We start from the raw sequence: 25076 nt of genomic DNA, 5'->3' as shown, positions 1-25076 counted from the left end.
GCCTGCACTAAACCGCGAGAGGACACAACCATGGGCTTCCTTGACGAGATTAAAAATAAGATGCACCTGGGCGGCCAGCAGGGTTACGACCAGGGTTATGGCCAGGACGACGACTACGGCTACGATGACGGCTATGACGATAGTTATCAGGGCAACGGCTACGGCGGTGCTTCGGGCGAGGGCTTCTACACCCAAGACGAGCCGAGCAACGGCCTGCTTGGTCAGACGCGCCGCGGTGAAGCTGAGTCGGTTGCCGTGTATACGCGCTCCGGTCAGCTGGTCGGCGATGACTCCCGCCATGCCACGACGTATAACCCGCCTTCGCGCTCGCAGGACAGCGTTGCGAGCGGTTATCGTCCTGGTGCCTATGACACGCCGTCGAGCTACGCCGAGAACACCCGCGCCCGTGCCGCCGCTGCACCCGCGCCTGCACCGAGCGATGCCTCGGCCTATGCGAGCAATATCATCAACGCCACGCCGCAGCTGCCGGCCTATGTCCTGCGCCCCGAGAGCTATGACGACGTGGAGACCGTGGTGCGCCGCGTTCGCACCAAGCAGCCTGTCGCACTGATTTTTGTGGGCGTACGCACCGAAGTTGCCAAGCGCGTCTTGGACTTCTCTTACGGCTTTGCCTGCGGTCTGGGCGCCACGGTCAAGGAGGTGGGCGACCGCGTGTTCATGGTGCTGCCCGCCGGTTGCGAGGTCAAAGATTCCGATCTCAAGAAGCTTCGTGCCGACGGCTACCTTAAGTAAAGACAAGACGAGGAGATTCCCATCAACATCTACACTATCGTCCAGCTGGTCAACACGCTGTTCAACTTCTATTCCACGCTCATTGTCGTCTACTGCTTTATGACGTGGATTCCCATGAAGCAGGGTGGTTTGCTTCAGGATATTGCTGCGGTGCTCGATAGCGTGTGCGGTCCGTGGCTCAACCTGTTCCGTCGTTTCATCCCGCCGATGGGCGGTATCGATTTTTCGCCGGTCGTTGCGATTATTGCGTTGCAGTTGGTGCAGAGGCTGGTTCTGCAGCTTCTTATAGGTATACTCGTATAGAACTGACTTAGTAACTTACGTCGGGCGTGTAGCGCCGAGGCGATGAAAAAGGAGACTTGTTATGGCTATTACCCCTGCAGACATCCAGGCTCAGACTTTCTCTGAGGCCAAGCGTGGCTACGATCCCGCCGAGGTCGACGTCTTCTTGGAGACGCTGTCCTCCGAGGTTGACGCTATGCTCGCTAAGATCGTCGACCTTAAGGGTCGCCTGACTGCTACCGAGCAGCAGCTTGCCGATGCGCAGGCTCAGCTTGCCCAGGCTCAGGATGCCACCGCCCAAGCCGTTCCTGCCGCCCCCGTGGCTGCTCCCGCCCCTGACTTCTCCGCTCAGGAGCGCCAGATTTCCGCTGCCCTGATCGCTGCCCAGCAGACCGCTGAGACCATCGTCAACGATGCCAACGAGAACGCTGAGCGTATCCGCAACGAGGCTGACGCTAAGGCCCGCGAGGTTATCCGCCAGGCTCTGACCGAGAAGCAGGCCGAGCTCGAGGAAATCGATCGTCTCAAGGCTTCCCGCGAGGAGTTCAAGGCCGAGTACCTCAAGCTCATCCAGCACTTCATGGACGATGCCCAGAACTCCTTCCCGGCCGACCTCATGGCCTCCACGCCGGTCGGTTCTGCCGCTTCTCCTGCGGTGACTGTTCCCGCTGAGCCGCTGCCCGTCGCTGACCCGGTTGTCCCCGTGGCCGATCCCTTTGCCCCGATCGACAACTTTGCTGCCGACGACCTGGACTAACATTCGGCCTACAATTTAGTGCCTAGAAAGGACCCGCAGCTTGCGGGTCCTTTTTTATGACTGTGCCGGGGTGCGTAACATAAAAAAACCGAGCCCTGCACATAGTGGCGCAGAACTCAGCGACGGGTGAGCGGTCAAGGGTAGATTTTAAGGTATGTCCAAAAACTACTTGAGGAGGAAGTTGGAGAGGGGAATAGTGCGGGCCTCGCGATGCTCGGGATCGGCGATGTGGTCGGCGGGATAGCCACAGACGAGCATGTGATAGGGATAGACGCCCTTGGGCAGATTGAACTGCTCCTGTGCCACCTCAGGCTTAAAATGGCATACCCAGCACGTTCCTAGGCCCTGCTCGGTGGCCTCCATCATCATCTGATCACACACGATGGACGTATCGATTTCACTGGAATTCATCTGGTCATACGGGCGTACCCAAGCATCATCGGTAACGCAGCAAATAAGGAAGATGAGCGGAGCGCCAAAGATAGACCCATCACGAGCAAACCGAGGCTGACAAGCAGCAGCCTTCTCCAACAGCTCAGGCGTATCCAGCACCATCACACGGGCTGGATGATTATTACAAGCAGAAGGAGCAATACGCCCAGCCTCAACAATGGCATCCACCACAGCCTGCTCAACAGGACGGTCCTCAAAAGAACGACAAGAATACCGACCACGAGCCAGATCCAAATAAGACATACAAGCCCTCCTAAAATTAAAAATCAAACAAACCAAAAGTAACCCAAAGAGTACCCAAAGCAGCAATCAGCCAAACGCTCATCAAGGGCCAAAGTGTCCGAACGGATACCAAAGGTCCCTTCAGCCAAACCCCCATCGCGCTAAATCTATCAGCCAAAGTTCCCAATGGTGGTACGTAAGGCGAAGGGCCGGCCACGGTTTACTTTCGAACGACTCTGCAAAGCAGCCGGAGTGAGAAAGCAAACCGTGGCCGGCCCTTCGCCGCCGGGACACGTACCCCCAATTAACTGTTCTTCATGACAATCGAATCCACGACATCGGCCACATTCTCGCAGCAGTCGGCGCAGTACTCCAGGAAGGCGTACACGTCACGCCAAGCGATGACCTCGAGCGGGTCCTTGCCGTTAACGTGCAGGTTACGCATGGCGTTGATATAGAGCTCGTCGGCCTCGGACTCGATGGTGTTGATCTGGATGACGAGCTCGCGCAGCGTTTTGGACTTGCGGTAGTTAGGCAGCTCGACCATCAGGTCTTTCATGGCGCGGCAGGCGTCGGTCACCTTGTGGGCGATCACGATGGCATCGGGATGGATGCTCTGGATGTTGGTGAAGTAGACGCGCTGCACGACGCCCTCGATACGGTCGAGCACGGTGTCGAGCGAGCAGCTCATCAGGTCCAGATCCTCGCGCTCAAGCGGGGTGATAAAGGCGGTGAGCAGGGCGTCCTCAAGCTCATGGTGCTTCTTGTCGGCCGCATGCTCGATCGCATGCATCTTGTCGAGCATATCGTGAATCTTTGCGGGATCGAAGTTCTCGAAAATCTTGATGAGCAACTCTGCGGCCTGGACAGCAAGGTCGGCGCAGGCGACGTAGTTGTCAAAGTAGAACGAATCGGGTTTCTTTGCCATGGGTGGGTCCTTTCGAGGTGAAGACGGGTGGGCGAAGTGTTGCGGTCCAGATGGACGTTCGGTTTGACTAGAGGAACATCATGAACAGCTTGGCCATGACAAAGCTGATGAGTCCGCAGGCGGGGAAGGTGAAGAACCAGGTGAACATCATGTCCTTGACGACGCCGAAGTTGATGGCCGAGAGGCGCTTGACGGCACCGACGCCCATGATGGCGCAGGTCTTGATGTGTGTGGAGGACACGGGGATGCCGGTAAGGGTGGCAAGCAGCAGGTTCGCGGCGCCCGCCAGGTCGGCGGAGAAGCCCTGGTACTTTTCGAGCTTGACCATGCTCTGGCCAACGGACTTGATGATGCGCTCGCCGCCCACGCTGGTGCCGATGCCCATGGTGGCCGAGCATAGCAGCATAATCCAGATGGGGATGCCGGCATCGCCGACGCTCGTCTGGCCGCTGGCAAAGGCCACGCCTAAAAAGAGCACGCCGATGAACTTCTGTCCATCCTGCGCGCCGTGCATAAAGCTCATGGCCGCAGCGCTCGCGATCTGAGCGTATTTAAAGAAGACATTGGCACGTCGCCTGTTGGCGGCGGCGAAAAGAATCGAGACGAGCTTGCACAGGACCCAGCCCATGACAAAGCCCAGACCGATGGAGAGCGCCAGGCCGTAGATGACCTTCATCCACTCGTGGACGTTGACGCTGCTCGCACCGCCGAGGGCGATGGCGGCACCGGTCAGGCCGGCGATAAGGCTGTGGCTTTGCGAGGTGGGGATGCCAAAACGCGACGCTGTGGCGCCGTAGACGACGATGGAGAACAGCGCCGCGCACAGACAGGCGAGCGCCATGGTGCTGTTTCCTCCAAAGTCGACAATATGGGAGATGGTGTTGGCGACGCTCGCGTTAAAGTGCGTCATGATGAGCACGCCAAGGAAGTTGAATGCGGCACTCATGAGAATAGCGGCGCGGGCGGGCATGCAACGCGTAGTGACGCAGGTCGCGATGGCGTTGGGTGCGTCGGTCCATCCATTGACGAAGATGGCGCCGAGCGCGAGGATCACGGTGACGGCAAGGACTGGGTTCGACACAAGTTGGCCGAGGAAGGTTGAGAACGTTACGTCCATATATGGGCTTTCTCGAAGTTTGCAGGCACGTTACAGAAACATGATAAATCGTATCACCTCCTGCGGGTTTCTTTACCGAGTTCTGATGGGAGCAGTGAATTTTTTGGCACTAAAAATGAATATTAGCCCTGTTGACCGTGGGTGTTCTTTTTGCTAACACACCATGCGGACACATGCGATCGCTCCGGCACCCCAAAACCACAGCCTGTTCGCTTTACAACATGCAAACATGCGTTCGATAATAGGAGGCATGGAATATCGACAGACAGATGGCAAAACTCGGCGCGTGCACAAGCAGTATGTGGACGTCGTGGCTCGCATCCTCGCGGGCGGACAGGTCGTGCCGGTCACCGTCTGCTGGGTCGACGGTCGTTGCTTTACGATTGACGAGATTGTCTCGACCACTGGGTTTGGCCTGACGGTTCACGGCATTCGTACGGCAACCTATAAGGTGCGTTTTGGCGGGCACGCGACCGAGTTGTATCTGGAGGACCAGGCGCGCGAACGGCCGGACGGCTCGCAGGCCCACGTGATGCGTTGGTGGGTCTGGGCGTTTGACCGCACGCTCGAGGGCGAGCGCCGTAGGTAGGGACGCACGGCGTTCGGGTACAATGGTAGGAATCTTGTCATCTGCTGCGCCGTCATTCGCGGCGCTTTTTGAAAGGACGAAGCTATGAACGATATCCAGGGCTATCAGAACGGCCCCGTCGAGACCGGCGCAAGCCGCGCCAAGGAGATGTCGCCGCGCGCGTACAATCTCGCCATGTCTGCCCTGATCTTCTTGGGCTTTTGCGCCATGGGCGCCGGCGCCTACTTTACGAGCACCATGTCGTTTGCGCGCATGATGATGAGCGGGGCCGCCCTGCCGCTGGTTTTTGGCTCGTTTATCCTGACCATTGTCGGCATCGTCATGATGTCAGCTGCCGCCAGCAAGCAGTCCGTGGGCCTGTCCCTTGTGGGCTACGTAATCTTTGCGAGTACCTTTGGCCTGACCGCGTCGTTTGGCCTTGCCAACTACGACCTGCCCACCATCAACACTGCCTTTATCGCCACGGCCGCCATCACCTTTGTCTTTGGCGCCTTGGGCGTGACGTTCCCCAAGTTTTTCCAGCGCGTATATGGCATCGGTTTTGGCATTCTGCTCGCCACGATTCTGGTTGAGATCGTGCTGATGTTCATGGGCGTCTCGCAGACCATCACCGACCTGATCGTGATCGTGGTGTTCGCCGGCTTTATTGGTTACGACACCTATGTTGCCACGACGGTGCCACCCACGCTGCCCAATGCGGTGCTCATGGCGTCCAACCTGTTCGTGGACATTATCAACGTGTTCCTGCGCATCCTGAACATCCTCGGTCGTCGCGACTAGCGCGGGGGATTGCAGCGTTTCTTGTCGGACGCGGTAAAACGATGCGAAAGGCGGTCCTGCGGGGCCGTCTTTTTTGTGCGCGGCGGGGTATCATGGATGGGAAAAAGCCGATAGCGGCAGCGACAGGAAAGGTGGCCACGTATGGCAGACGTCGACAACAGGAACCGTAACCGCAGGCCCAACCGCGCGGGACAGCCCAACCCCAAGCGCGAGGCCCGCGCCAAGGCCGCCGAGCGTCACGTGGCAACTGTGTCCGAGGCGTGTGCCAAGGATATCGAGCGCTCGCTTGCCGGCGTTCGCGAATTCGACGGTATGCCTGCCGGCTTTGTCGCGGCGATGAAGGCCAAGGCCCAGAAGGCTGCGGCTGCCGAGGAGCCGGTTGCCGAGGAGTCTGAGTCCGCTGAGGTTGCGTCCGCCGAGGCTGAGGTTGCGTCCGCCGAGGCTGAGGTTGCGGCTGAACCTGCGCCCGCAGAGGAGACCGACGAAGTCGAGTCCGCGCCTGCTGCTGAGGAGCCCGCTCCGGTCCTGCCCGAGGTCACTGTGCTTGATGCCTCCGCCACGCAGGCAATCCTCGATAACGGTCGCGGCTATGCGCAGTTCTGCGACATGGCCGTGCTCGCCTTTGCCTCGTTTACCAATCCGGGCGGTGGATATATTCAGGGTTATCTGGGCCAGGAGGCCACGCTGTGCGCCGATTCGTATCTGTACAACGTTCTCGATAAGCAGCGTAAGTGGTACGGCGAGAACCGTCGCCGCAACATCAACTGCGAGCTCTACCGCAACCGTGCGCTGGTGGTGCCTGCGGTGCGCTTCGACCGCAACCACGTGCATGCATACGCCGACGTGATCGTGGCCGCCGCGCCCAACGTTAGGCGCGCCCGCCAGGAGTATCGCGTGAGCGACGATGCTCTGCTGGATGCCCTGCGCGACCGCATCCGCTTTGTCCTTGCCATCTGCGATGAGCTTGGTCGCGAGAAGCTCGTGCTGGGTGCTTGGGGCTGCGAGAACAACGGCTTTGATGCCGAGGCCGTGGCCGAGCTCTTCCGCAAGGAGCTCGCGTCGGGCGACTTCAAGGTCAAGCAGGTCTTCTTTGCCGTGCCCTCTACGCGCTGGGATGAGGACTTTGCCAAGTTCGAGCACGTGCTGGCAAACTTCCCCGAGCGCAACGAGGAGTCCTATGCCCAGGTTGCCGCCCGCGCCGCAGCCGCTCGCGCCGCCGAGCAGGCCCAGACAGCAGTCGAGGATGATGAGGACGAGGATGACTGGCGCAAGTACCTGTAAGCGGTGCGCGCGATGTGATATGCCAAGCCGACGGGAGGGGTTGCCCCCGTCGGCTTTTTACTGAATGAGGAGCTCAAGATGAAAAACGTTCTGTGCTTTGGTGACAGCAACACCTATGGCTATGATCCGGCGGGCATGCGCGACGGTACCGCGGTGCGCTATGCGCAGGATGTGCGCTGGTGTGGCGTGGTCCAACGTGACTTAGGCGAGGGCTGGCATGTAATTGAAGAAGGCCTCAACGGCCGCACGACGGTACGCGACGACATGTGCCATCTGGACACTAACCTCAACGGCATTCGCGCGCTTCCGATGCTGCTCGAGGCCCATAAGCCGCTGGACGCCATTGTGATCATGCTGGGCACCAACGACTGTAAGACGGTCTTTAACGTGACAGCTTCCGATATCGCCCGTGGCGCCATGGCGCTGATTCGCGCCGTCCGCGCGTTTCCGTGGACCGACGCTGCGCCTTGCCCGCGCATCCTGCTGATGGCTCCTATCAAGATCAAGCCGCAGATCGCCGATGTATATATGACCGATTTTGACGAGCGTTCCGTCGAGGCATCTGAACATTTTGGCGAGTACTATGCGCACGTGGCCGAGCAGTTTGGCTGCGACTTTTTGAATGCCGCCGAGTTTGCCGAGCCGGGCGATATCGACTATCTGCATATGATGCCCGAAAGCCACGAGAGCTTGGGACATGCCGTGGCAGCCAAGCTCCAAGAGATGCTCGGTGAGTAGCACGGCCCCAAACCACCACAGAGTTCCCCTTGCGGGGGCTTGTTTCGTTTGTTTGTCTTGATCTGTAACAGTTCCAAGGCCGAAAACGGGCTAGATGTTACAGATTAAGATTATTTAGGTCGATATCGATTGTTTGTCTTGATCTGTAACATCTAGGGTCGATTTTGCCGAGTTACTGTTACAGATCGAGATGTTTGTGGGAGCCACCGCAAAGGTGCCTGTCCCCTTTGCGGCGGTTTTGGGCTGCGAATCTTAATATTGCCACATGTGATTGACGGGGCCGGAGCCTTTGCCCATGTTCAGGCCGGCGGCCAGAGCGCCGGTTAGGTAGGCCTTGCCGCCGTTGACGGCGTCGGCAAGATCCATGCCCTGGGCCAGCGCGCAGGCGATGGCGGACGAAAGCGTGCAGCCGGTGCCGTGTGTGTTGTCGGTCTCGATGCGCTTGTGGCGGAACCACGTGGTGAGCGGATCGCCCAGATGGTTGCCCTCGTCATCGAGTGGCGCGGGTTCGGCCAATACATCGTTAGCCTCGTTGACAAGATGCCCACCCTTAACGAGGGATGCGCAACCAAAGCGGCGGGTGAGGAGCATGGCAGCATTTTGCTGTGTGCGCTCGGAGTCGACCTCGTAGTCAAGCAGGGCCATGGCCTCGGGAATATTGGGCGTGATGACGGTTGCTAGTGGGAACAGGCGGCGGGTGAGCGCCTCGGCGGCATCTTCGGTAATCAGCCGTGCGCCCGAGGTGGCTACCATGACGGGGTCGACGACCACGTTTGTCGCGTTCCAGGCGCTCAGGCGGTCGGCGATAACCTCGATAATCTCGGCAGAGGAAACCATGCCGATCTTGACGGCGCTGGGGCGGATATCGTCAAATACGGCGTCGATCTGCGCAGCGACGATATCAGGGGAGATATTCTGCACGGCGGTGACACCGAGCGTGTTTTGTGCGGTGATGGCGGTGATGGCCGTCTCGGCATACAGGCGGTGCGCCGTGATGGTCTTGATGTCGGCCTGAATGCCGGCGCCACCGCTGGAATCGGATCCTGCGATGGACAGGACGGCAGGTACCTTACTGCGATCCATGTTTGCTCCCTTGTTCGGTCGGAATCAAATGGGTCTTTAAGCCAGCATTATAAAGATGCCCGGGCCGACTCTATGTCGAACCCGGGCGGGCGATGCAATCTTTACGCAAATGTAAGCAAATGTTCACACGTCAACAATTGACGAACACCATGTTACCGATTGTGGCTCCGGTGACGAGTTAGTCCTCCATGCCGAGGTCGATCGTCGTGCCTTCGAACACCTTGTTAACGGTGCGGACGGCGCACATCTTGCCGCACATGGTGCAGGTGCCCTCGGTGGCGGCGGGGGATTCTTCGTAGCGTTTCTTGCCGGTGACCGGGTCGAGAGCACACTTCCACATGGCATCCCAGTCGAGCTTGCGGCGTGCCTGGCCCATCTTGTCGTCCATGTCGCGGGCGTGCGGTACCTTCTTGGCGATATCGGCGGCGTGCGCGGCAATCTTAGTGGCCATGAGGCCATCGAGCACGTCCTGGGCGTTGGGCAGGCACAGGTGCTCGGCCGGCGTCACGTAGCACAGGAAGTCGGCACCGGAGCTGGCGGAGATGGCACCGCCGATGGCAGCGGTGATGTGGTCGTAACCCACGCCGATATCGGTCACCAGCGGCCCGAGCACATAGAACGGGGCGTTGTGGCACAGGCGCTTCTGCAGTTTCATGTTGGCGGCGATCTCGTCGAGCGCCATGTGACCCGGGCCCTCGACCATGACTTGGACGCCGGCGGCCCAAGCGCGCTTGCACAGCTTGCCCAGCTCGATCATCTCGGCGGTCTCGGTGGCGTCGTTGGAGTCGTAGAGGCAGCCCGGGCGGCAGGAGTCGCCGAGCGAAATCGTCACGTCGTACTCGTGGCAAATCTCGAGCAGCTCGTCAAAGTACTCGTAGAAGGGGTTTTCGTTGCCGGTGACCTCCATCCAGCCAAACAGCAGCGAGCCGCCGCGGCTCACGATGTTCATCAAGCGGCCGGTCTCCTTAAAGGTCTTGGTGACCGACTTGTTGATGCCGCAGTGGATGGTCATAAAGTCCACGCCGTCCTCGGCGTGCGCGCGCACGACCTCGAACAGGTCATCCTTGGTAAGCTTGACCAGCGGCTTTTCCATGTAGCCGATGGCGTCGTACATGGGGACGGTGCCCACCATGAGCGGCGTCTCGTCGATGAGCTGCTGGCGGAACTGGCGCGTCTTGCCCGAGTTGGAAAGGTCCATGATGGCGTCGGCGCCAAAGTCCTCGGCGATCTTGACCTTCTTCCATTCCTCGGCGGCATCGGCTTTATCGCCCGAGATGCCCAGGTTGACGTTGACCTTAGTAGACAGGCCCTCGCCGACACCAAAGGCGCGCATGCCTTTTTTGATGTGCACGATGTTGGCGGGAATGGCGATGCGGCCGTCGGCCACGCGCTCGCGGATGTACTCGGGGTCGCGATGCTCGCGCTCGGCGACTTCCTTCATCTGCGGCGTGATCTGCCCGGCGCGGGCGAAGTCGATTTGCGTGACGAGCTTGGGCTCGGTCTGTGTGCTCATTGGCACGGCTCCCTTCGTTGGCATTACCCATATCAGGTTTGCGGGTCAGGGCGGGCGCGCCCAGTCTCAGCCTGCCGTCTTGTCCTGCAAGCTCCCCGTTTATGTAATGGGCTCAAGTATAGCTCGAATGGGTACGATTGGCCTAACGAGCGTGCCTGTGGGGAGGCGAACATGGAAGACAAGCATCTATATCGAGAGACGCAATGGGATGTATCGGCCGAGGAAAGCCGTGCGCACCATGGCCTTGTCGCGATTGGTTTTGCGGTGCTTGCCGTGCTGGTGATTGCCTTTTGTATCTGGACGTTTGGCGGTCACGGCGGCGCTGCATGGGAGTTCGAGGCTGATGATAGCCTACCGATTATGACGGTGAGGAGTACTGGCGGTAATGCCAATACGCTCGCCGTTCCAGGCGACTATTGGTATCCGCGCGACGAGTTTGTGCAGCTGCAGTTGAGTGGTGGGTCGATTCCTGGTGAAGAAATCGAACGCGTGACTTACGACGTGGCGCTTAAAACGCTGACGGTGCAGCTCAAAGACCGGGGAGACGTCCCCACGACCATGGATATCGCCCTGACGGAATGGCGTCTGGAGCCTCCTGCGGGTGTTACGGTGTCCGAGGTCGAGCACGTAAAGATTACTTATCAAGATGGCTCGACGAGCGAGATTGCAAAGGCCGATGGCTTGGCGGAGTAACGGGGTGTTTGGAAACGGTGGGCCTATTGTGCCCGCGCGTTCATGAAAACCAGGGAGTCTTTGTCTGAAAGCTCGGGGATGTGACGATAGCCGATGTTGAATGCGGTAAGTTCGCTTGTATCCTCGAGCTTGTTTTCTGCCATCCACCGCACCATGGCGCCGCGCGCCTTTTTGCTGGCGGTCGAGCGCTGGATGGGCTTGCCGTTGCGGATGCCTTCGCCAAAGAGGCATGTGACGACCGTGGCGTCGCCCGCGAGGTGGGGCAGAACGGCTTTGGCATACTCTACGCTGGCGAGGTTGACGATCGTGGTGTTTGAGCCTGCCGGGGCGATAGCCCGCGCGAGCTTGTCGCTCCAAAACGCGTAGAGGTTTCGGGCATCGTCGACGGCGAGCTTCGCGCCCATCTCCAGTCGATACGGTTCAACGGCATGAAAGGGGCGTGCGCATCCGTAAAGGCCCGAGAGGATCCACAGATGGTCTTGCAGCCATGCGAGCTGTGCGGCATCCATGACCTCGGGCGCCATGCTCTGGTATTGAATGCCGTGATAGGACATGACGGCAGGGGAGAGGTGACGGGCGAGTGCGGGATTGTCAAGATCGCCGTTATTCAGGATGGGCCGGAACTCACGCAGGGTGTTGAGGCAAGGTCCCAGCAGTTTGTCACTCACGTTCCACAGCGCCTGCAGGCCGCCGCTGCCTTCATTCCGCTCGATATCTAGCAATGCGCGGTGGAGGCGAGCCGTCTCGTGCGCAGAGGGTGGAATGCCCTGGACTTCAAAAGCATCTTGGGCCGCGCGCATTTGCTTGGCGGGCGAAATGATGACCTGCAGCATGGACTCTCCTCTGCCAAGAAGGAAGTTGCGGTGGAATACGGTCTGTCTTGGCCGTTTATGGGCCAGTTTAGTCCGTATTTCACCGCAACTGATGAAGGGTCGGTTAGGCGCGCTCGAGGAAGGCCTTGTAGCCGCGATAGGCCTCGTAGATATCGGCCTTGTTAGCGACCTCCCACAGGGCGTGCATGGACAGGACGGCAACGCCGGAGTCGATGACGTTCATGCCGTACTCGGCCATGATGTAGGCGATGGTGCCGCCGCCGCCCGCGTTGACGCGGCCGAGCTCGCAGGTCTGGAAGTCAACGCCCGCCTCGTCCATGATGTCGCGGATGAGGGCCACGTACTCGGCGTCGGCGTCGTTGGAGCCGCCCTTGCCGCGGCTGCCCGTGTATTTGTTAAAGCACAGGCCGCGACCCATAAAGGCTGCGTTCTTGGTCTCGAACTTGCCGGCGTAGCCCGGGTCAAAGCCGGCGGACACGTCAGAGGAGAGCATGCGGCTGCGGGCGAGTGCGCGGCGCAGGGCCAGCGGGCTGCTCTCGCCGGCGAGCGTCATGATTTCGGCGACGGTGTTCTCGAAGAAACGGCTCGTCATGCCGGTGGCACCCACGGAGCCGATCTCCTCCTTGTCGACGATGAGCGTGATGCTCGTGCGCTCGACGTCTGCCACGTTGATCTGAGCGAGCATGGAGGGGTAGGCGCAGACGCGGTCGTCGTGGCCATAGCCCAAGATCATGGAGCGGTCGAGACCCATGTCGCGGGCGGGGCCGGCGGGCACGACCTCGATCTCGGCAGAGAGGAAGTCCTCCTCTTCGACGTCGTACTGTTCCTTGAGGATGTCCAGGAACATCTGTTTGACGGGCTCCTTGGGGGCGTCCTTGTCGTCCTCGTCAAACTTGACGGGGCGGCCGCCCACGATCACGTCGAGGATCTCGGCGTCGACGGCGTCCTTGGCGGGCTTGGCCATCTGCTCGCTCGAGAGGTGGATCAGCAGGTCGGAGATGGTAAAGACCGGATCGTCGGCCTTGTCGCCGATGTTGATGTCGACGGTGGTGCCGTCCTTTTTGCAGATGACGCCTACGAGCGCGAGCGGGGAAGCGACCCAGTGGTAGCTCTTGACGCCGCCATAGTAGTGCGTGTCGAGATAAGCCATGTCGCCGGCCTCGAAGGCGGGGTTCTGCTTAAGGTCCAGGCGCGGCGAGTCAACGTGGGCGCCCAGGATGTTAAAGCCCTGCTCGAGCGGGGCGGTGCCCAGGTTGACGAGCATGAGGTCCTTGCCGTGATTGGCGGCGTACACCTTGTCGCCGGCCTTGAGCGCGCGTCCCTCGGCGATCACAGTCTCCAGGTCGACGTATCCCGCCTCCTCGGCCATCTTGATACCGGTCTTGACGCACAGGCGCTCGGTCTTGTTCTCGCTCAAAAACTGCTTATAGCCGCGGCAAAGCTCCTCGAGCTCCTCGACTTGCTGTGGCGTGTACTTTTTCCATGCGCAGGGACGCTCCATGACGCAGGCTCCTTTCGGATCGATCGTGCTGGTTGATGTACCGTGAGCCATCGTATCACGCGCGGGCTCACGGTGGCGGGGGAGCTTGATGTGCGGTGGCCGCGGGGCGGGGAGCGTGTAAACTGGAGTGAGCAAACCGTGCCCAGTCCAAAGCGAGGTATTTAATATGTCTGACAAGCGCCGCACTTTTGCCGTTATCGACGGCAACTCGCTCATGCACCGCGCCTTCCACGCCGTGCCGCCCACCATGAACGCGCCGGACGGTCGCCCCACCAACGCGATCTTTGGCTTTCTGAACATGTTTCTTAAGATGATCGATGCCTTTAACCCCGACGGTGTGGTCGTGGCGTTTGACAAGGGCAAACCGCGCGTGCGCATGGAGATGCTGCCGCAGTATAAGGCGCAACGCCCGCCCATGGACCCCGATCTGCATGCGCAGTTTCCGATGATCAAGGAGCTGCTCGGTGCGCTCAATGTGCCGATTCTGCAGTCCGAGGGCTGGGAAGGCGATGACATCCTGGGCACTATGGCGCGCCTGGGCGAGCAGGCCGGCTGTGACATGCTGCTGGTGACCGGCGACCGTGACATGTATCAGCTTGTGACCGAGCACGTTAACGTGGTCTCGACTCGCAAGGGCCTGTCCGACGTGGCGATCATGACGCCCGAGAGCGTAGACGACCTGTATCACGGCATTACGCCGGCGCTCGTGCCCGATTTTTACGGTCTGAAGGGCGATACGTCGGACAACATTCCCGGCGTACCGGGCATCGGCCCCAAAAAGGCGAGTGCGCTCATTGCACAGTACGGCAGCCTGGACGAGGTCATTGCGCACGCTGACGAGGTCAAGGGCAAGATGGGCGAGAACCTGCGTGCACACATCGACGACGCGCTGCTGAGCCGTAAGGTGGCGACCATCCGCACCGATGCGCCCGTCGAGCTCGACTTTGACGCAACGTCCTTCCCGGCGTTTTCTGCCGACGAGGTGTCCGCGGCGCTGGGCACGCTCGGCATTACGGCCATGCAGAACCGTTTCCTCTCGCTGATTGGCGGCGAGGGTGGGGCTGCGGCCGCTGGCAGCGCGTTTGAGATGCCTGCCGTTTCGCGTGCCGCCGCCGGCGATGCCGACGCGCTTGGCGCCGTTGCGGCTGAGGTCTCCCGCGCGATTGATGCCGGCGAGTGGGTCGCCGCCGTGGTGGACGACGACAAGGAAGAGGGCGCGCTCTTTGGACTGACGCGCACGCTGTGGCTGGCGACGTCCAAGGGCCTGTTCGCGCTCGAGGAGGGCGACAGCGGTGCGGCGGCTGAGGTTGAGGGCTTCAACTTCGTCCGCGGCGTGATCGCTGGCGTGCTCGCGCGCCTGTTTATGGAGGGCCGTGTGGCGAGCCCGGATATGAAGGCGCTGCTGCATGAGCTTTCGCCCATTGATTCTTCTGAGCCCGAGCTTATGGATCCGCTGGCCGTCGATTCCACGCGCATCTTCGATACCGTGGTCGCCGCCTACCTGCTGGATTCCGACCGCTCCGAGTTTGATGAGGCGTATCTGGCTGATACCTATCTGCAGATGGCGCTGCCTGCGGCGCGCGGCGCGGAGGGTGCCGGCGAGCACGCTCCTGTTCCCGCTGCCCGCACTGCGGCCCTGACGCTGACGCTCGTGGCGCCGCTGCGCGACCGCATGGCCCGTGAGAACGCTGCCAACGTGTTCGATGGCATCGAGATGCCGCTCGTGCCGGTGCTTGCCAAGATGGAGCGCGCGGGCATGCTCGTGGATCCCGACCGCCTGCGTAATCTGTCCGAGGGCCTGGCGACCCAGATCACCGAGGTCGAGCGCAGCATTCGCGACCTAGCGGGTGATGAGACCTTTAATATTGGCAGTCCCATGCAGCTGTCGCATGTGCTCTTTGATGTGATGGGGCTTCCGACCAAGGGCCTCAAGAAGACTAAGCGCGGCTACTATTCGACCAACGCCAAGGTGCTGAGCGACCTTGCGCGTGACCACGAAATCGTGCGTCTGATCTTGGACTGGCGTGAGAAGTCTAAGATCAAATCCACCTATCTGGACACCCTGGGCCCGCTGCGCCGTGGTGACGGCCGTGTGCACACCACGTACAACCAGACCATCACGGCGACGGGGCGTCTGTCTTCGAGCGACCCCAATCTGCAAAATATTCCGACTCGCTCGGAGCTGGGGCGTACTGTCAAGACGGCGTTTTCGGCAGGCGAGGGAAGCGTCTTTTTGGCGGTGGACTACTCGCAGATCGAGCTGCGTCTGCTGGCACATCTTTCGGGTGACGAGCACTTGGTGCGCGCCTTTAACGAGGGCGAGGACTTCCATGCCGAGACGGCCGCGCGCGTGTTTGGCGTGCCGGTGTCCGAGGTGACGCCCGACTTGCGCAGCCGCGCCAAGGCCGTGAACTTTGGCATCGTGTATGGTCAGCAGGCCTACGGCCTGTCGCAGTCGCTGCATATCTCGATGGCCGAGGCACGCGACATGATCGACCGTTACTACGAGGCCTACCCGGGCGTGCGCACGTTCCTCGACAATGTGGTGGCACGTGCCAAGCAGACGGGCTACGCCGAGACCATGTACGGCCGCCGTCGCCATATTCCTGAGCTCAAGGCCAAAAACCCGCAGCTCCGCGGCTTTGGTGAGCGCACGGCCATGAACCACCCCATGCAGGGTACCGCCGCCGACATCATCAAGATTGCGATGGCCCGCGTGAGCCGCCGTCTGGAAGAAGAAGGCTTTGCCGCTCACATGATCCTGCAGGTACACGACGAACTGGACTTTGAGTGCCCCGTCGACGAAGTCGAGCGCCTAACCACCATGGTCCGCGACGTCATGGAACACGTCGTAGACCTCCGCGTACCGTTGATCGCCGAAGCCAGCACCGGCATAACCTGGGCCGACGCGAAATAGGGAAGCACTCCGTAAGGCAAGCTCGCCCAAGACGCAAGCCCCCACATACTTAAGATTTGGGACAAACACTACTGATTAATTTGTCCCACAGTAACCAAAACAGAGGGGAGCCCCTCCCAACAAGGAGCTCCCCTCTGCTCAAATCATTTCAGCTAAGTATCTAGACACTCAAGACGCCATCTTGGCGCCCGGCTGGGTCCGACGAGCCCCGTTAACGAGCCGCCAAGATGGCGTCGATGAGCGTCAGTACGCCCCCGTCGTTGTTGCTCGGAATGCGCCATTTGGCATGCGCGTTCATGTGCTCCTCGGCATTGTCCACGATAAAGCTATGCCCGACGCGCTCCAGCATGGGGATGTCGTTGTACGTATCGCCCACGGCAGCGGCGTCGGCGATATCGATGCCCAGGCGCTCGCAGAGATGTGCTACGCCCGACCCCTTGTCGACGCCCAGGTTCATAAAGTCGATCCACTCGCGGCCAGCATTGGTGACATAGAGTCGGTCCGAGAATGCCGGGCTGTAGTCCTCGCGAAACGCTGGCTCGGCATCGTAGGCGGGGAAGAAGATCGAAATCTTGTTAGACTCGATGTCAATGCCCTCAAAGCTATCGACGTAGTTGATCGTGTTGTAGTAGACGCTGATCTCGTCGTGGTATTGATGATCGCGGGCAAGTACATAGAACTCGTCGAAGCAGCACAGGACGGGGACAGCGCGCGAATCCTCCGAGGCGCGGCTCAAGACCTGCTGATACAGCGCCACGTCGATAGTGCTCTTATAGATATAGTTGCCGCGGTAGATAACGCACGCGCCGTTATCGGGGCAAAAAGCGATGCGGCTCTTGATGTCCTCAAACATCTCCTCGAGTTTGGGGGCGGGGCGTCCGCTGGCGGGGCAGAACACGATGCCAGCCTCGGCGAGCTTGTCCAGGCGCTCGTCGAGGCCCTGAGGCAGCACGCGCTCGTCGGTCAGTAACGTCTTGTCCATATCGACAGCGAGAATCTTAATGTTGCCGATGTTGGCGTCTGATTCGTAAGTCTGCATAAAACGCGCCTTTCGGTTTCCAGAATGTTTCGGGTGATTGACCCTCTACTTGATAGTCGGGCGTATTTTCGCAGGATTGGCGCATATTTGCATCATCATTCACAAAGTAATGAAAAAACTTTTCAGAAATTTGAATTTGTCGCTTGTACAGCAGGCACTTTAGCGTAATATAGCGACCATCGAAAACGGAGACGGAAAAACAACCGCTTACCGAGGAAAAGGTACCGTTTACGATATTAGAATTGCGCCCGGCGATAGGTGAAAGGAGAGGCAGATGCAGTTCGTAAAGATTATCACTACTGCAGACAATGCCATCCGACGCCAGCGCGCAATTTCCCGACGACGATAACAATCGTCTCTGTCCGCATGGGGCTAAATGCCCCAACAGAGTCATTTTGAGGTCGTTGGGTTTTAGCACGACATTGCTGCATGTTTCAAGGGCATGCTGTGCCGCTTTTTGCTATTTAACCTGATATTGCACGGTTTTTTGACCTCGAAATGACTTGCAACTGACCGATGTTCTAACTAGCTACCAAGGGCGAAAGGAAACAGCCATGAGCAAGGAAAAAGTCGTTCTCGCATATTCCGGTGGTCTTGATACATCCGTATGTGTCAAGTGGCTCCAGGACGAGAAGAATCTCGATGTCGTTTGCGTCTGCGGCAACGTGGGCCAGGAGGAGACCGGCTTGGATGCCAAGAAGCAGAAGGCGCTTGACCTGGGCGTTCTCGATTGCCAGGTGCTCGACCTGCGCGACGAGTTCTCCGATGAGTTCCTGACTAAGGCCATCGCCGCAAACTCCATGTACGAGAACAAGTACCCGCTGCTCTCCGCGCTGTCTCGCCCGCTGCTCGCCAAGAAGCTTGTCGAGGTCGCTCACGAGTTTGGCGCGACCTACGTCGCCCACGGCTGCACCGGCAAGGGTAACGACCAGGTTCGTTTTGAGGCTGCCGTCAAGGCCCTCGACCCCGAGCTTAAGGTTATCGCCCCGGTTCGCGAGTGGGATCTGAAGTGCCGTCCCGATGAGGTTGCCTATGCTCACGCCCACAACGTGCCGGGTCCCGAGGGCGCCAACGACAACCCCTACTCCATCGACGACAACCTGTGGGGTCGCGCCATTGAGTGCGGTCACCTGGAGGATCCCTGGAACGAGCCGCTCGATGACGCCTGGGTTATGACCAAGAACCCCGAGGACGCGCCCGACACCCCGACGTATACCGAGATTGAGTTTGAGGCCGGCAAGCCCGTCGCCGTCGACGGCAAGAAGATGAAGCTCTCCGAGATCGTCATCGCCCTCAACAAGATCTCTGGTGACAACGGCTTTGGCCGTCTCGACCTGGTCGAGGATCGTCTGGTGGGCCTCAAGAGCCGTGAGTGCTATGAGGTTCCCGGCGCCCTGACGCTCATCACCGCCCACAAGGCACTTGAGGACATTTGCGTCGAGGGCGACCTGCTCAAGACCAAGATCAAGCTCGAGCAGGATTGGGCCACCGCCGTGTACAACGGCCAGTGGTACAGCCCGCTCAAGAACGCGCTCGATGCCTTTATGGCCGATACCCAGAAGTTCGTGACCGGTACCGTCCGTCTGAAGTTCTTTAAGGGCAACTGCCATGTCGTCGGTCGCAAGAGCCCGTTTAGCCTGTATGACTACGGTCTGGCTACCTACGACCGCGACACCACGTTTGACGAGAAGGCCAGCGCCGGCTTTATCGAGATCGATACGCTGTCGCTCAAGACGTGGGCAAAGGTCCAGGGTCCCAGCTCCGCTGCCGCCCAGGCCTAGCGCCTCCTTCCCTTGGTATCCGCGCGGCCCATCCGCGTGATACATAACGGGCGCACGGGGTCCCTACCTTTCGTTATGCTTGCTGACACTTCTTAACATCGGTGGCCCCTACGTTCCGCCCGCATAAATGATGCCGCGTCTACGGCTGAGTCCGAGCCCCGCCGGGGTTGTCCAGCGGGGCTCCTTCTATCAATTTGGCGGCTCTGTGCCTATATATATGAGGAGTATCCATTATGTTCAACGCTATCGCGCATGCCTTGCTTGCCCTCGCGCCCGAGTTCGATGCTGCAAAGGTCGAGGATGTTCCTATGAGCCTGAAGGCCTGGATCGATGGTTCGCAAGGCAACATCCGGAGGGAGACGTTGGGCACCAAGTGCCTCGTGCGTCACTTCTTTGCATATTAGCTACATGGCCCCGTGCACGGTGGGGAATGTGTAAAACTTGCGGTTGAAAAATCGCTTTAGCGACATGGCTCATTGCTTTGGGCGCTTGTTTTGGTATTTGGAGAAAGGGGACGGTTCCATGGCTCTTTGGGGCGGTCGTTTTGAGGCGGGAGTGGCCGAGGTCACGCAGGAGTTTGGCGCGTCGCTGCCGGTTGACAAACATCTCTATAAGCAGGATATCGCCGGTTCTAAGGCGCATGCCAAGATGCTGGCGGCCCAGGGCATCATTAGTGCCGAGGACGAGCAGGCGATTGCCGAGGGCCTGACCGGAATCGAACAGGATATCGATGCCGGCAACTTCACCTTCGATATCAACGATGAGGACATTCATATGTCCATCGAGAGCGAGCTGACGCGCCGCATCGGCGAGGCCGGTAAGCGCTTGCATACCGGGCGTTCGCGCAACGACCAGGTGGCGACCGATACGCGTCTGGGCGTCAAGGCGCTGGCCAAGGAACTCATGGAGGCCAATCTTGAGCTGCGCCATGTGCTGGTGGATGCGGCCAAGAAGTACGACAAGGTGATTCTGCCGGGCTACACGCACATGCAGCATGCTCAGCCCGTGCTGCTGTCGCATCATCTGCTGGCGTATTCCTGGATGTTCGCGCGCGACTTTACACGCCTGAAGGCTGCCTTTGATGCCGCTGACAACTGCCCGCTGGGTGCTGCCGCTCTTGCCGGTACGAGCTATCCGCTCGATCGCCAGATGACAGCTGCCGAGCTTGGCTTTGCGGGTGTGATTCCCAACTCGCTCGATGCGGTTTCCGACCGTGATTTCCTGCTCGATTTGCATTACGCCGGCTCCGTCATGGCCATGCACCTGTCGCGTCTTTCCGAGGAGATCGTGGTGTGGTCGAGCTCCGAATTCGGCTTTATCACGCTTTCCGACTCGTATTCCACCGGCTCGTCCATCATGCCGCAGAAGAAGAACCCCGACTTTGCCGAGCTTATCCGCGGCAAGAGTGGCCGAGTCTATGGCAACCTGGTGCAGCTGCTTGTGACCATGAAGGGCCTGCCGCTCGCTTATAACAAGGACTTGCAGGAGGACAAGGAGGGCGCGCTCGATACCGCTCACACGCTCATGCAGTGCCTGTCGGTTATGGCCGGCATGATCTCGACCTGGACTGTCAACGAGGACGCCATGGCGCGCGAGTGTGGTGTGGGCCACTTGGCAGCCACTGATGTTGCCGATTACCTGGCAAAGCGCGGCCTGCCGTTCCGCGAGGCACATGCCGTGGTGGGTCATCTTGTCCTGATGTGTGAGAAGCGCGGCTGCAATCTTGAGGACCTGCCGTTTGAGGTGTTTCAGGAGGCAAGTCCGCTCTTTGAGCGCGACATTACCGAGGCACTCGACATCCCGTCGATTGTCGCCGCGCGCACGACCGAGGGTGGTACCGCCCCTGCTGCCGTTGCCGTGCAGTTGGGAAGCGCCGAGGCGCAGCTCGCGGCCGATGAGGGTGTGTTTGGCTCGTTATCCAAGGTCGTCGAGATGGGCCACGGGGCAAAGTAGAGGTTTGGCTGAAGACGTATTGTCCATTTATTGATAAATCGTTTTAGCTTTACGGGCGTCTGCTGATGCGGGCGCCCCTATTTTGCTGCTATGGGGGAGGGGCTTGTCGAGAACTTCTGTAGGACCTTTGGGCAGGTTGTGAAGGGGGTACGTTCGCGGGTGGCAACCGACCGCCCGCTCTGTTCCATGTGGTTGATGAGCGGTCGGATGGTACTCTAATCGGGCTTCGAAACAGAAGTGACATATATGGAGCGCTTTAATAAATTGCAGCGTTTCAATAAACAGCTTTTTGTTTAACTGCAGCTAAAACTCTGTTACGATGCAGTCCAGGCGGGTGCCGGAATGGGACTTGGGCACGCGCGAACCTACTTGAAAGGCTACCTTATGGCTATCGAGAAGACCTTCATCATGATTAAGCCCGACGCGGTGCGCGATCGCAAGATCGGCGAGATCGTTGCTCGTATTGAGCGTAGCGGCCTTGTCATCGAGCGCATGGAGATGACCACGCTCGAGCGCGCTACCGTCGAGGAGCACTACGCCCATCTGGCCGACAAGCCCTTCTTTGGCGGTCTCTGCGACTTTATGACGAGCGGTCCGGTCGTCAAGATGGTCGTTTCCGGTCTCTCCGCTGTTTCCAAGATGCGCACCCTTATGGGCGCTACCAACCCGCTTGATGCTGCGCCCGGCACCATTCGCGGCGACTTCGCTGTCGATGTCAACGCCAACGTGATCCACGGCTCCGACTGCCTGGAGAACGCCGAGATCGAGATCAAGCGCTTCTTTGGCTAAACCAGCTTTGACTCCTTAAAGCTGTTAGCGTGTGGCTTGGGCGCCGCGGAATTCCAACCGCGGCGCCCTTTTATTCCGGTAGATTTTTGGTAAACGCATAGAAAACTACTAAAGAGCCCCGTCCGGATGTTTCTTCCGGGCGGGGGCTGGCGCTAGCGTATGGCTTTGTAAGTCTTTAGGCCTCGTCGACAATCTTTAGTCCGCGGGTCTGGTCGATCTCGTTGAGGAGATTGACGCGACGCTCGTGGCGGCCGCCCTCAAACTCGGCGTCGAGCCATTCGTCGACAATCATCTTGGCGAGCTCGGAGCCCACGACGCGGGCGCCAAAGGCCAGCACGTTGGTGTTGTTGTGCATACGGGAGAGCTTGGCGCTGAAGGGCTCGGAGCACACGACGGCGCGTACGCCCTCGACCTTGTTGGCAGCCAGGCTAATCCCGACGCCGGTACCGCAGATCAAGATACCCAGGTCGACGTCACCGTTGGCCACGGCCTTGCCCACCTTGTAACCGGCGATGGGGTAGTCGAAGCTCTCGGAGGTGTCGGTGCCATAGTTCACGACCTCGCAGCCGCGCTCCTTCAGGTGCTCGGAAATGATGTTCTTGAGCTCGACGGCGGCGTGGTCGTTACCGATACCGATCTTCATGAGTGGTTCCTCTCTGGTCCGTGCGGCGGAATTGCTAAAGGTTTTACCGCGTTCGACTGCATGATAGCGCGACTTTTGTGTAAACGCTCGGGCGTTTTTTGGTCAAACGCTTTAGCATGCAACAAGACCTGCTTTTCATGAATGAATGCCGCCAGTTTGTGCTTGAGCGCCGTCCGCCGGAACCGTGGTTGCGGTTTTTGATGCATTGTTATCAAATAAAGGAGCTAACTTTTTTGAGAGTCCAGCCCGTTATGCAAGCAGGAGATACCTATGCCTACCGATTCCATCCGTGATGCCGCGTTTTGCGATGTTTTGAACCGCGAGCTTGTCTGTGCACTCGGCTGCACCGAGCCCATTGCCGTTGCCTATGCAGCGGCGCTGGCGAGCCAGACGCTCGGTTGCGAACCCGATCATATGGATGTTGCCTGCTCGGGTAACATAATCAAGAACGTTAAGAGCGTGACCGTGCCCAACTCGGGCGGTATGCACGGTATTGAGGCCGCGGCCGTGCTGGGCGCCGTGGGCGGTGACGCCAAGAGCGCGCTCGAGGTGCTCGAGAGCGTTAACGATGAAGACCGCGCTCGTGTGGCCGAGCTCCTCGCCGACGCTGGCTACTGCGATGTGTCGCTTGTCGAGGGTGTGCCCAACCTCTACATCAAGGTGACTGCGACGGCCGGGGGCCATACCGCGGTCGTCGAGATTACCGATCACCACACTAATGTCACGTGCCATACGCTCGATGGTATTCCGGTATGCGGCAAGTCGGCGGGGGAGTGCGCCGCCTGCGCCGAGCGCGTGGTGGCCGAGCGGGCGGCAGATAACGCCGATACGCCCATGTCCATTGATTCCATCATCGACTTTATCGAGGACGGTGACATTGAGGGCGCCCGCGCTGCCGTTGAGCGTCAGATTGAGCTGAATGGCGCAATCAGTGCCGAGGGCCTTGCGCACGCTTGGGGCGCCGAGGTGGGTCGTACGCTGCTAGGTGCTCGTGCCGATGACGTCGCCTGCCGTGCCCGTGCCCGTGCGGCCGCCGGGTCCGACGCCCGCATGAACGGTTGCGCGCTGCCGGTCGCCATTGTGTGCGGCTCGGGCAATCAAGGCATTACCTGCGCATTGCCCGTCATGGAGTATGCCGAGTACCTGCGTTGCGACCACGAGCGTCTGGTGCGCGCCGTGATGCTGTCCGATCTTATCGCCGTGCATATCAAGAGCTATATTGGTGCGCTTTCGGCGTTTTGCGGTGCTATTTGCGCCGCGTGCGGCGCCGGCGCTGCGATTACCTGGCTGTGCGGTGGCACGCGCGAGCAGATTGGCGCGACGGTCTCGAATACGCTCGGTAACGTGGGCGGCATCGTGTGCGACGGCGCCAAGGCGAGCTGTGCCGCCAAGATCTCGGCTGCCGTCGATGCAGCGATTCTGGGCCATGATATGGCCATGCAGGGTCGCGGCTTCCGCGCCGGCGAGGGCCTGATCCAAGATACCGTTGAGCAGACAATCGCCAGTATGGGCTACGTAGGCCGTGTGGGCATGAAAGATACCGATGTCGAGATCCTCAACATCATGATCGGCAAAACCCAAGTGTGCTAGGACAGTTCGTCGGCTACTTGGTGTTCGTAGAAGGCTTCTACTACGGCGTTAAAGTCGCGGGCGAAGCCTTCCATGGTTCCGCGCCAGGTGACTCGGTTGGGCTTGCCCTGGCCTACATAGGCAGTCTGAATGCCGCAGGCGGGACTAGGGAAGTCGCGTTTGGGATCGTTGCCCACCATAAGGACCTCGTGCGGTTCGAGTCCCATCACCTGAAGCTGCTCTAGATAGTAGGTGGCATCAGGCTTGCAGCGGGTGGCGTTTCCCATGTGCGTGACGAGCTCAAAGGGGGCGTCGGCCAGGTCGCCCCAACCCATGCGGCACTCGATGGCCCCCTGCGGAAAGCTGGGGTTGGTAAAGAGCGCGCAGCGCAGCCCTGCGTCCTGTACGGTCTGAAGCGCGGCGTGTGCGCCCGGCATGGCATGGGCGTTGATGAGTTCGTCATTCTTGTACGGAAGAACTTCGCGGTCGTAGTAGGTAAACGCCTCGTAGATAAGTGGGTCCGAGAGGCAAATGCCGCATCGGCGCTCGACCTCTTCTTGGTAAAACTCAAGATTGGTGCGATTGTCCGTGCTGCTGCGGCGATTGGCGTTGAGGTCGACCAGGATGGTGCCGAGGCGTGCCATCGTGCCACCGCGGCTGCGGCGCCCGATATCCGCGAGCATCGAAGAGACATCCTTAAAATATCGAAGGATGAACGCGTTGAGGTTGATGCTAAGAAGCGTTTCGTCCATATCGAAAACGACTGCTTTGAGCACGCGGGCACCTTTCTCGAAAAATCGTTCCAGAATCGTTGGCTTGGGATACTTTACTCCAAAGCCGTATGCCCAACTGCTTATCGTCA

The 25076-nt window shown here is 59.7% G+C and carries 24 protein-coding genes and 1 riboswitch; of the genes, 14 read left to right on the top strand and 10 right to left on the bottom strand.

Annotation, left to right across the window (positions count from 1 at the left end; translation table 11 throughout):
• Positions 1 to 30: 30 nt before the first annotated feature.
• From DW136_RS02225 to DW136_RS02215, 3 genes are all read left to right on the top strand, one after another.
• Positions 31 to 753, top strand: coding sequence for a cell division protein SepF (locus tag DW136_RS02225; RefSeq protein WP_089571591.1), 723 nt, complete (start codon positions 31 to 33; stop codon positions 751 to 753).
• 15 nt (positions 754 to 768) lie between these two features.
• The gene (locus DW136_RS02220; RefSeq protein WP_040358293.1) at positions 769 to 1056 is read left to right on the top strand and encodes a YggT family protein; all 288 of its coding nucleotides are present in this window, start codon (positions 769 to 771) and stop codon (positions 1054 to 1056) included.
• 61 nt (positions 1057 to 1117) lie between these two features.
• Entirely contained in the window at positions 1118 to 1792 is a 675-nt protein-coding gene (locus DW136_RS02215; RefSeq protein ID WP_006234242.1) for a DivIVA domain-containing protein, read from the top strand.
• Between the two features lie 165 nt (positions 1793 to 1957).
• Here the strand turns inward: DW136_RS02215 and DW136_RS02210 are convergent, their stop codons facing one another.
• The 3 genes from DW136_RS02210 to DW136_RS02200 form a co-directional block, all read right to left on the bottom strand.
• Entirely contained in the window at positions 1958 to 2488 is a 531-nt protein-coding gene (locus tag DW136_RS02210) for a nitroreductase family protein (protein ID WP_117584220.1), read from the bottom strand.
• 283 nt (positions 2489 to 2771) lie between these two features.
• The gene (locus tag DW136_RS02205; RefSeq protein ID WP_117584219.1) at positions 2772 to 3395 is read right to left on the bottom strand and encodes a DUF47 domain-containing protein; all 624 of its coding nucleotides are present in this window, start codon (positions 3393 to 3395) and stop codon (positions 2772 to 2774) included.
• A gap of 67 nt (positions 3396 to 3462) precedes the next feature.
• Positions 3463 to 4512, bottom strand: coding sequence for an inorganic phosphate transporter (locus DW136_RS02200; RefSeq protein ID WP_117584218.1), 1050 nt, complete (start codon positions 4510 to 4512; stop codon positions 3463 to 3465).
• A 250-nt stretch (positions 4513 to 4762) separates the two neighbouring features.
• Here DW136_RS02200 and DW136_RS02195 point away from each other — a divergent pair, with 250 nt between their 5' ends.
• The 4 genes from DW136_RS02195 to DW136_RS02180 all read left to right on the top strand — a co-directional run bounded on the left by DW136_RS02195 (position 4763) and on the right by DW136_RS02180 (position 7900).
• The gene (locus DW136_RS02195; protein WP_117715971.1) at positions 4763 to 5101 is read left to right on the top strand and encodes a hypothetical protein; all 339 of its coding nucleotides are present in this window, start codon (positions 4763 to 4765) and stop codon (positions 5099 to 5101) included.
• 84 nt (positions 5102 to 5185) lie between these two features.
• On the top strand, positions 5186 to 5881 hold the full coding sequence (locus DW136_RS02190) for a Bax inhibitor-1 family protein (protein WP_117584216.1): 696 nt from the start codon (positions 5186 to 5188) through the stop codon (positions 5879 to 5881).
• A gap of 141 nt (positions 5882 to 6022) precedes the next feature.
• Positions 6023 to 7162 (top strand): TIGR02452 family protein, encoded by a 1140-nt coding sequence (locus DW136_RS02185; RefSeq protein ID WP_117584215.1) that lies wholly within the window; start codon positions 6023 to 6025, stop codon positions 7160 to 7162.
• Positions 7163 to 7240: 78 nt separating this feature from the next.
• Positions 7241 to 7900: an SGNH/GDSL hydrolase family protein gene (locus DW136_RS02180; protein WP_117584214.1), complete on the top strand. Its 660-nt coding sequence runs from the start codon at positions 7241 to 7243 to the stop codon at positions 7898 to 7900.
• A gap of 252 nt (positions 7901 to 8152) precedes the next feature.
• Here the strand turns inward: DW136_RS02180 and thiD are convergent, their stop codons facing one another.
• The gene (gene thiD / locus DW136_RS02175; RefSeq protein WP_117584213.1) at positions 8153 to 8983 is read right to left on the bottom strand and encodes a bifunctional hydroxymethylpyrimidine kinase/phosphomethylpyrimidine kinase; all 831 of its coding nucleotides are present in this window, start codon (positions 8981 to 8983) and stop codon (positions 8153 to 8155) included.
• A 178-nt stretch (positions 8984 to 9161) separates the two neighbouring features.
• Entirely contained in the window at positions 9162 to 10496 is a 1335-nt protein-coding gene (gene thiC / locus DW136_RS02170; protein WP_099431544.1) for a phosphomethylpyrimidine synthase ThiC, read from the bottom strand.
• Positions 10489 to 10604, bottom strand: a riboswitch (TPP riboswitch). (Overlaps the previous gene by 8 nt.)
• A gap of 63 nt (positions 10605 to 10667) precedes the next feature.
• On the opposite strand from thiC, the gene DW136_RS02165 reads away from it, so the two are divergent.
• A complete protein-coding gene (locus tag DW136_RS02165) occupies positions 10668 to 11189 on the top strand; it encodes a hypothetical protein (RefSeq protein WP_117584211.1) in 522 nt (173 codons plus the stop codon).
• A gap of 23 nt (positions 11190 to 11212) precedes the next feature.
• Here DW136_RS02165 and DW136_RS02160 read toward each other — a convergent pair whose 3' ends face one another.
• Positions 11213 to 12022 carry a YaaA family protein gene (locus tag DW136_RS02160; protein ID WP_117584210.1) on the bottom strand — a complete coding sequence of 270 codons (810 nt, stop codon included), beginning with the start codon at positions 12020 to 12022 and terminating at the stop codon, positions 11213 to 11215.
• Between the two features lie 103 nt (positions 12023 to 12125).
• Complete coding sequence (locus DW136_RS02155) at positions 12126 to 13523, bottom strand: aminopeptidase (RefSeq protein WP_117584209.1); 1398 nt, start codon at positions 13521 to 13523, stop codon at positions 12126 to 12128.
• 166 nt (positions 13524 to 13689) lie between these two features.
• Here DW136_RS02155 and polA point away from each other — a divergent pair, with 166 nt between their 5' ends.
• Positions 13690 to 16440, top strand: a complete 2751-nt coding sequence (polA, locus tag DW136_RS02150) for a DNA polymerase I (RefSeq protein ID WP_117584208.1) — start codon at positions 13690 to 13692, stop codon at positions 16438 to 16440.
• 211 nt (positions 16441 to 16651) lie between these two features.
• Here the strand turns inward: polA and DW136_RS02145 are convergent, their stop codons facing one another.
• Positions 16652 to 17479 carry a Cof-type HAD-IIB family hydrolase gene (locus DW136_RS02145; protein WP_117629407.1) on the bottom strand — a complete coding sequence of 276 codons (828 nt, stop codon included), beginning with the start codon at positions 17477 to 17479 and terminating at the stop codon, positions 16652 to 16654.
• Positions 17480 to 18033: 554 nt separating this feature from the next.
• Here DW136_RS02145 and DW136_RS02140 point away from each other — a divergent pair.
• From DW136_RS02140 to ndk, 4 genes are all read left to right on the top strand, one after another.
• Complete coding sequence (locus tag DW136_RS02140; RefSeq protein WP_118288974.1) at positions 18034 to 19260, top strand: argininosuccinate synthase; 1227 nt, start codon at positions 18034 to 18036, stop codon at positions 19258 to 19260.
• A gap of 233 nt (positions 19261 to 19493) precedes the next feature.
• On the top strand, positions 19494 to 19664 hold the full coding sequence (locus tag DW136_RS09945) for a hypothetical protein (RefSeq protein ID WP_158551645.1): 171 nt from the start codon (positions 19494 to 19496) through the stop codon (positions 19662 to 19664).
• Between the two features lie 118 nt (positions 19665 to 19782).
• Positions 19783 to 21213, top strand: a complete 1431-nt coding sequence (argH, locus tag DW136_RS02135) for an argininosuccinate lyase (protein WP_117629408.1) — start codon at positions 19783 to 19785, stop codon at positions 21211 to 21213.
• A 384-nt stretch (positions 21214 to 21597) separates the two neighbouring features.
• Positions 21598 to 22002, top strand: a complete 405-nt coding sequence (gene ndk, locus DW136_RS02130) for a nucleoside-diphosphate kinase (protein ID WP_055251725.1) — start codon at positions 21598 to 21600, stop codon at positions 22000 to 22002.
• Between the two features lie 175 nt (positions 22003 to 22177).
• On the opposite strand, the gene rpiB is transcribed toward ndk, so the two are convergent.
• Positions 22178 to 22645, bottom strand: a complete 468-nt coding sequence (gene rpiB, locus DW136_RS02125) for a ribose 5-phosphate isomerase B (protein WP_117629409.1) — start codon at positions 22643 to 22645, stop codon at positions 22178 to 22180.
• Between the two features lie 270 nt (positions 22646 to 22915).
• On the opposite strand from rpiB, the gene DW136_RS02120 reads away from it, so the two are divergent.
• The gene (locus DW136_RS02120; RefSeq protein ID WP_117629410.1) at positions 22916 to 24235 is read left to right on the top strand and encodes a serine dehydratase subunit alpha family protein; all 1320 of its coding nucleotides are present in this window, start codon (positions 22916 to 22918) and stop codon (positions 24233 to 24235) included.
• Here the strand turns inward: DW136_RS02120 and DW136_RS02115 are convergent.
• A complete protein-coding gene (locus tag DW136_RS02115; protein WP_117629411.1) occupies positions 24232 to 24990 on the bottom strand; it encodes an HAD family hydrolase in 759 nt (252 codons plus the stop codon). The genes DW136_RS02120 and DW136_RS02115 overlap by 4 nt on opposite strands.
• Positions 24991 to 25076 lie beyond the last annotated feature (86 nt).

It is taken from the genome of Collinsella sp. AM12-1 (assembly GCF_003472325.1).
Classification (GTDB): Bacteria; Actinomycetota; Coriobacteriia; order Coriobacteriales; family Coriobacteriaceae; genus Collinsella.
Note: the sequence above shows the minus strand (reverse complement) of the source record. Positions and strands in the feature narration are given on the sequence as shown.

Bases quoted from the DNA above. Each gene is read 5' to 3' on its own strand.
- DW136_RS02225 (WP_089571591.1), top strand. From the start codon at position 31: ATGGGCTTCCTTGACGAGATTAAAAATAAGATGCACCTGGGCGGCCAG.
- DW136_RS02215 (WP_006234242.1), top strand. From the start codon at position 1,118: ATGGCTATTACCCCTGCAGACATCCAGGCTCAGACTTTCTCTGAGGCC.
- DW136_RS02210 (WP_117584220.1), bottom strand. From the start codon at position 2,488: ATGTCTTATTTGGATCTGGCTCGTGGTCGGTATTCTTGTCGTTCTTTT.
- DW136_RS02205 (WP_117584219.1), bottom strand. From the start codon at position 3,395: ATGGCAAAGAAACCCGATTCGTTCTACTTTGACAACTACGTCGCCTGC.
- DW136_RS02200 (WP_117584218.1), bottom strand. From the start codon at position 4,512: ATGGACGTAACGTTCTCAACCTTCCTCGGCCAACTTGTGTCGAACCCA.
- DW136_RS02195 (WP_117715971.1), top strand. From the start codon at position 4,763: ATGGAATATCGACAGACAGATGGCAAAACTCGGCGCGTGCACAAGCAG.
- DW136_RS02190 (WP_117584216.1), top strand. From the start codon at position 5,186: ATGAACGATATCCAGGGCTATCAGAACGGCCCCGTCGAGACCGGCGCA.
- DW136_RS02185 (WP_117584215.1), top strand. From the start codon at position 6,023: ATGGCAGACGTCGACAACAGGAACCGTAACCGCAGGCCCAACCGCGCG.
- DW136_RS02180 (WP_117584214.1), top strand. From the start codon at position 7,241: ATGAAAAACGTTCTGTGCTTTGGTGACAGCAACACCTATGGCTATGAT.
- thiD (WP_117584213.1), bottom strand. From the start codon at position 8,983: ATGGATCGCAGTAAGGTACCTGCCGTCCTGTCCATCGCAGGATCCGAT.
- thiC (WP_099431544.1), bottom strand. From the start codon at position 10,496: ATGAGCACACAGACCGAGCCCAAGCTCGTCACGCAAATCGACTTCGCC.
- DW136_RS02165 (WP_117584211.1), top strand. From the start codon at position 10,668: ATGGAAGACAAGCATCTATATCGAGAGACGCAATGGGATGTATCGGCC.
- DW136_RS02160 (WP_117584210.1), bottom strand. From the start codon at position 12,022: ATGCTGCAGGTCATCATTTCGCCCGCCAAGCAAATGCGCGCGGCCCAA.
- DW136_RS02155 (WP_117584209.1), bottom strand. From the start codon at position 13,523: ATGGAGCGTCCCTGCGCATGGAAAAAGTACACGCCACAGCAAGTCGAG.
- polA (WP_117584208.1), top strand. From the start codon at position 13,690: ATGTCTGACAAGCGCCGCACTTTTGCCGTTATCGACGGCAACTCGCTC.
- DW136_RS02145 (WP_117629407.1), bottom strand. From the start codon at position 17,479: ATGCAGACTTACGAATCAGACGCCAACATCGGCAACATTAAGATTCTC.
- DW136_RS02140 (WP_118288974.1), top strand. From the start codon at position 18,034: ATGAGCAAGGAAAAAGTCGTTCTCGCATATTCCGGTGGTCTTGATACA.
- DW136_RS09945 (WP_158551645.1), top strand. From the start codon at position 19,494: ATGTTCAACGCTATCGCGCATGCCTTGCTTGCCCTCGCGCCCGAGTTC.
- argH (WP_117629408.1), top strand. From the start codon at position 19,783: ATGGCTCTTTGGGGCGGTCGTTTTGAGGCGGGAGTGGCCGAGGTCACG.
- ndk (WP_055251725.1), top strand. From the start codon at position 21,598: ATGGCTATCGAGAAGACCTTCATCATGATTAAGCCCGACGCGGTGCGC.
- rpiB (WP_117629409.1), bottom strand. From the start codon at position 22,645: ATGAAGATCGGTATCGGTAACGACCACGCCGCCGTCGAGCTCAAGAAC.
- DW136_RS02120 (WP_117629410.1), top strand. From the start codon at position 22,916: ATGCCTACCGATTCCATCCGTGATGCCGCGTTTTGCGATGTTTTGAAC.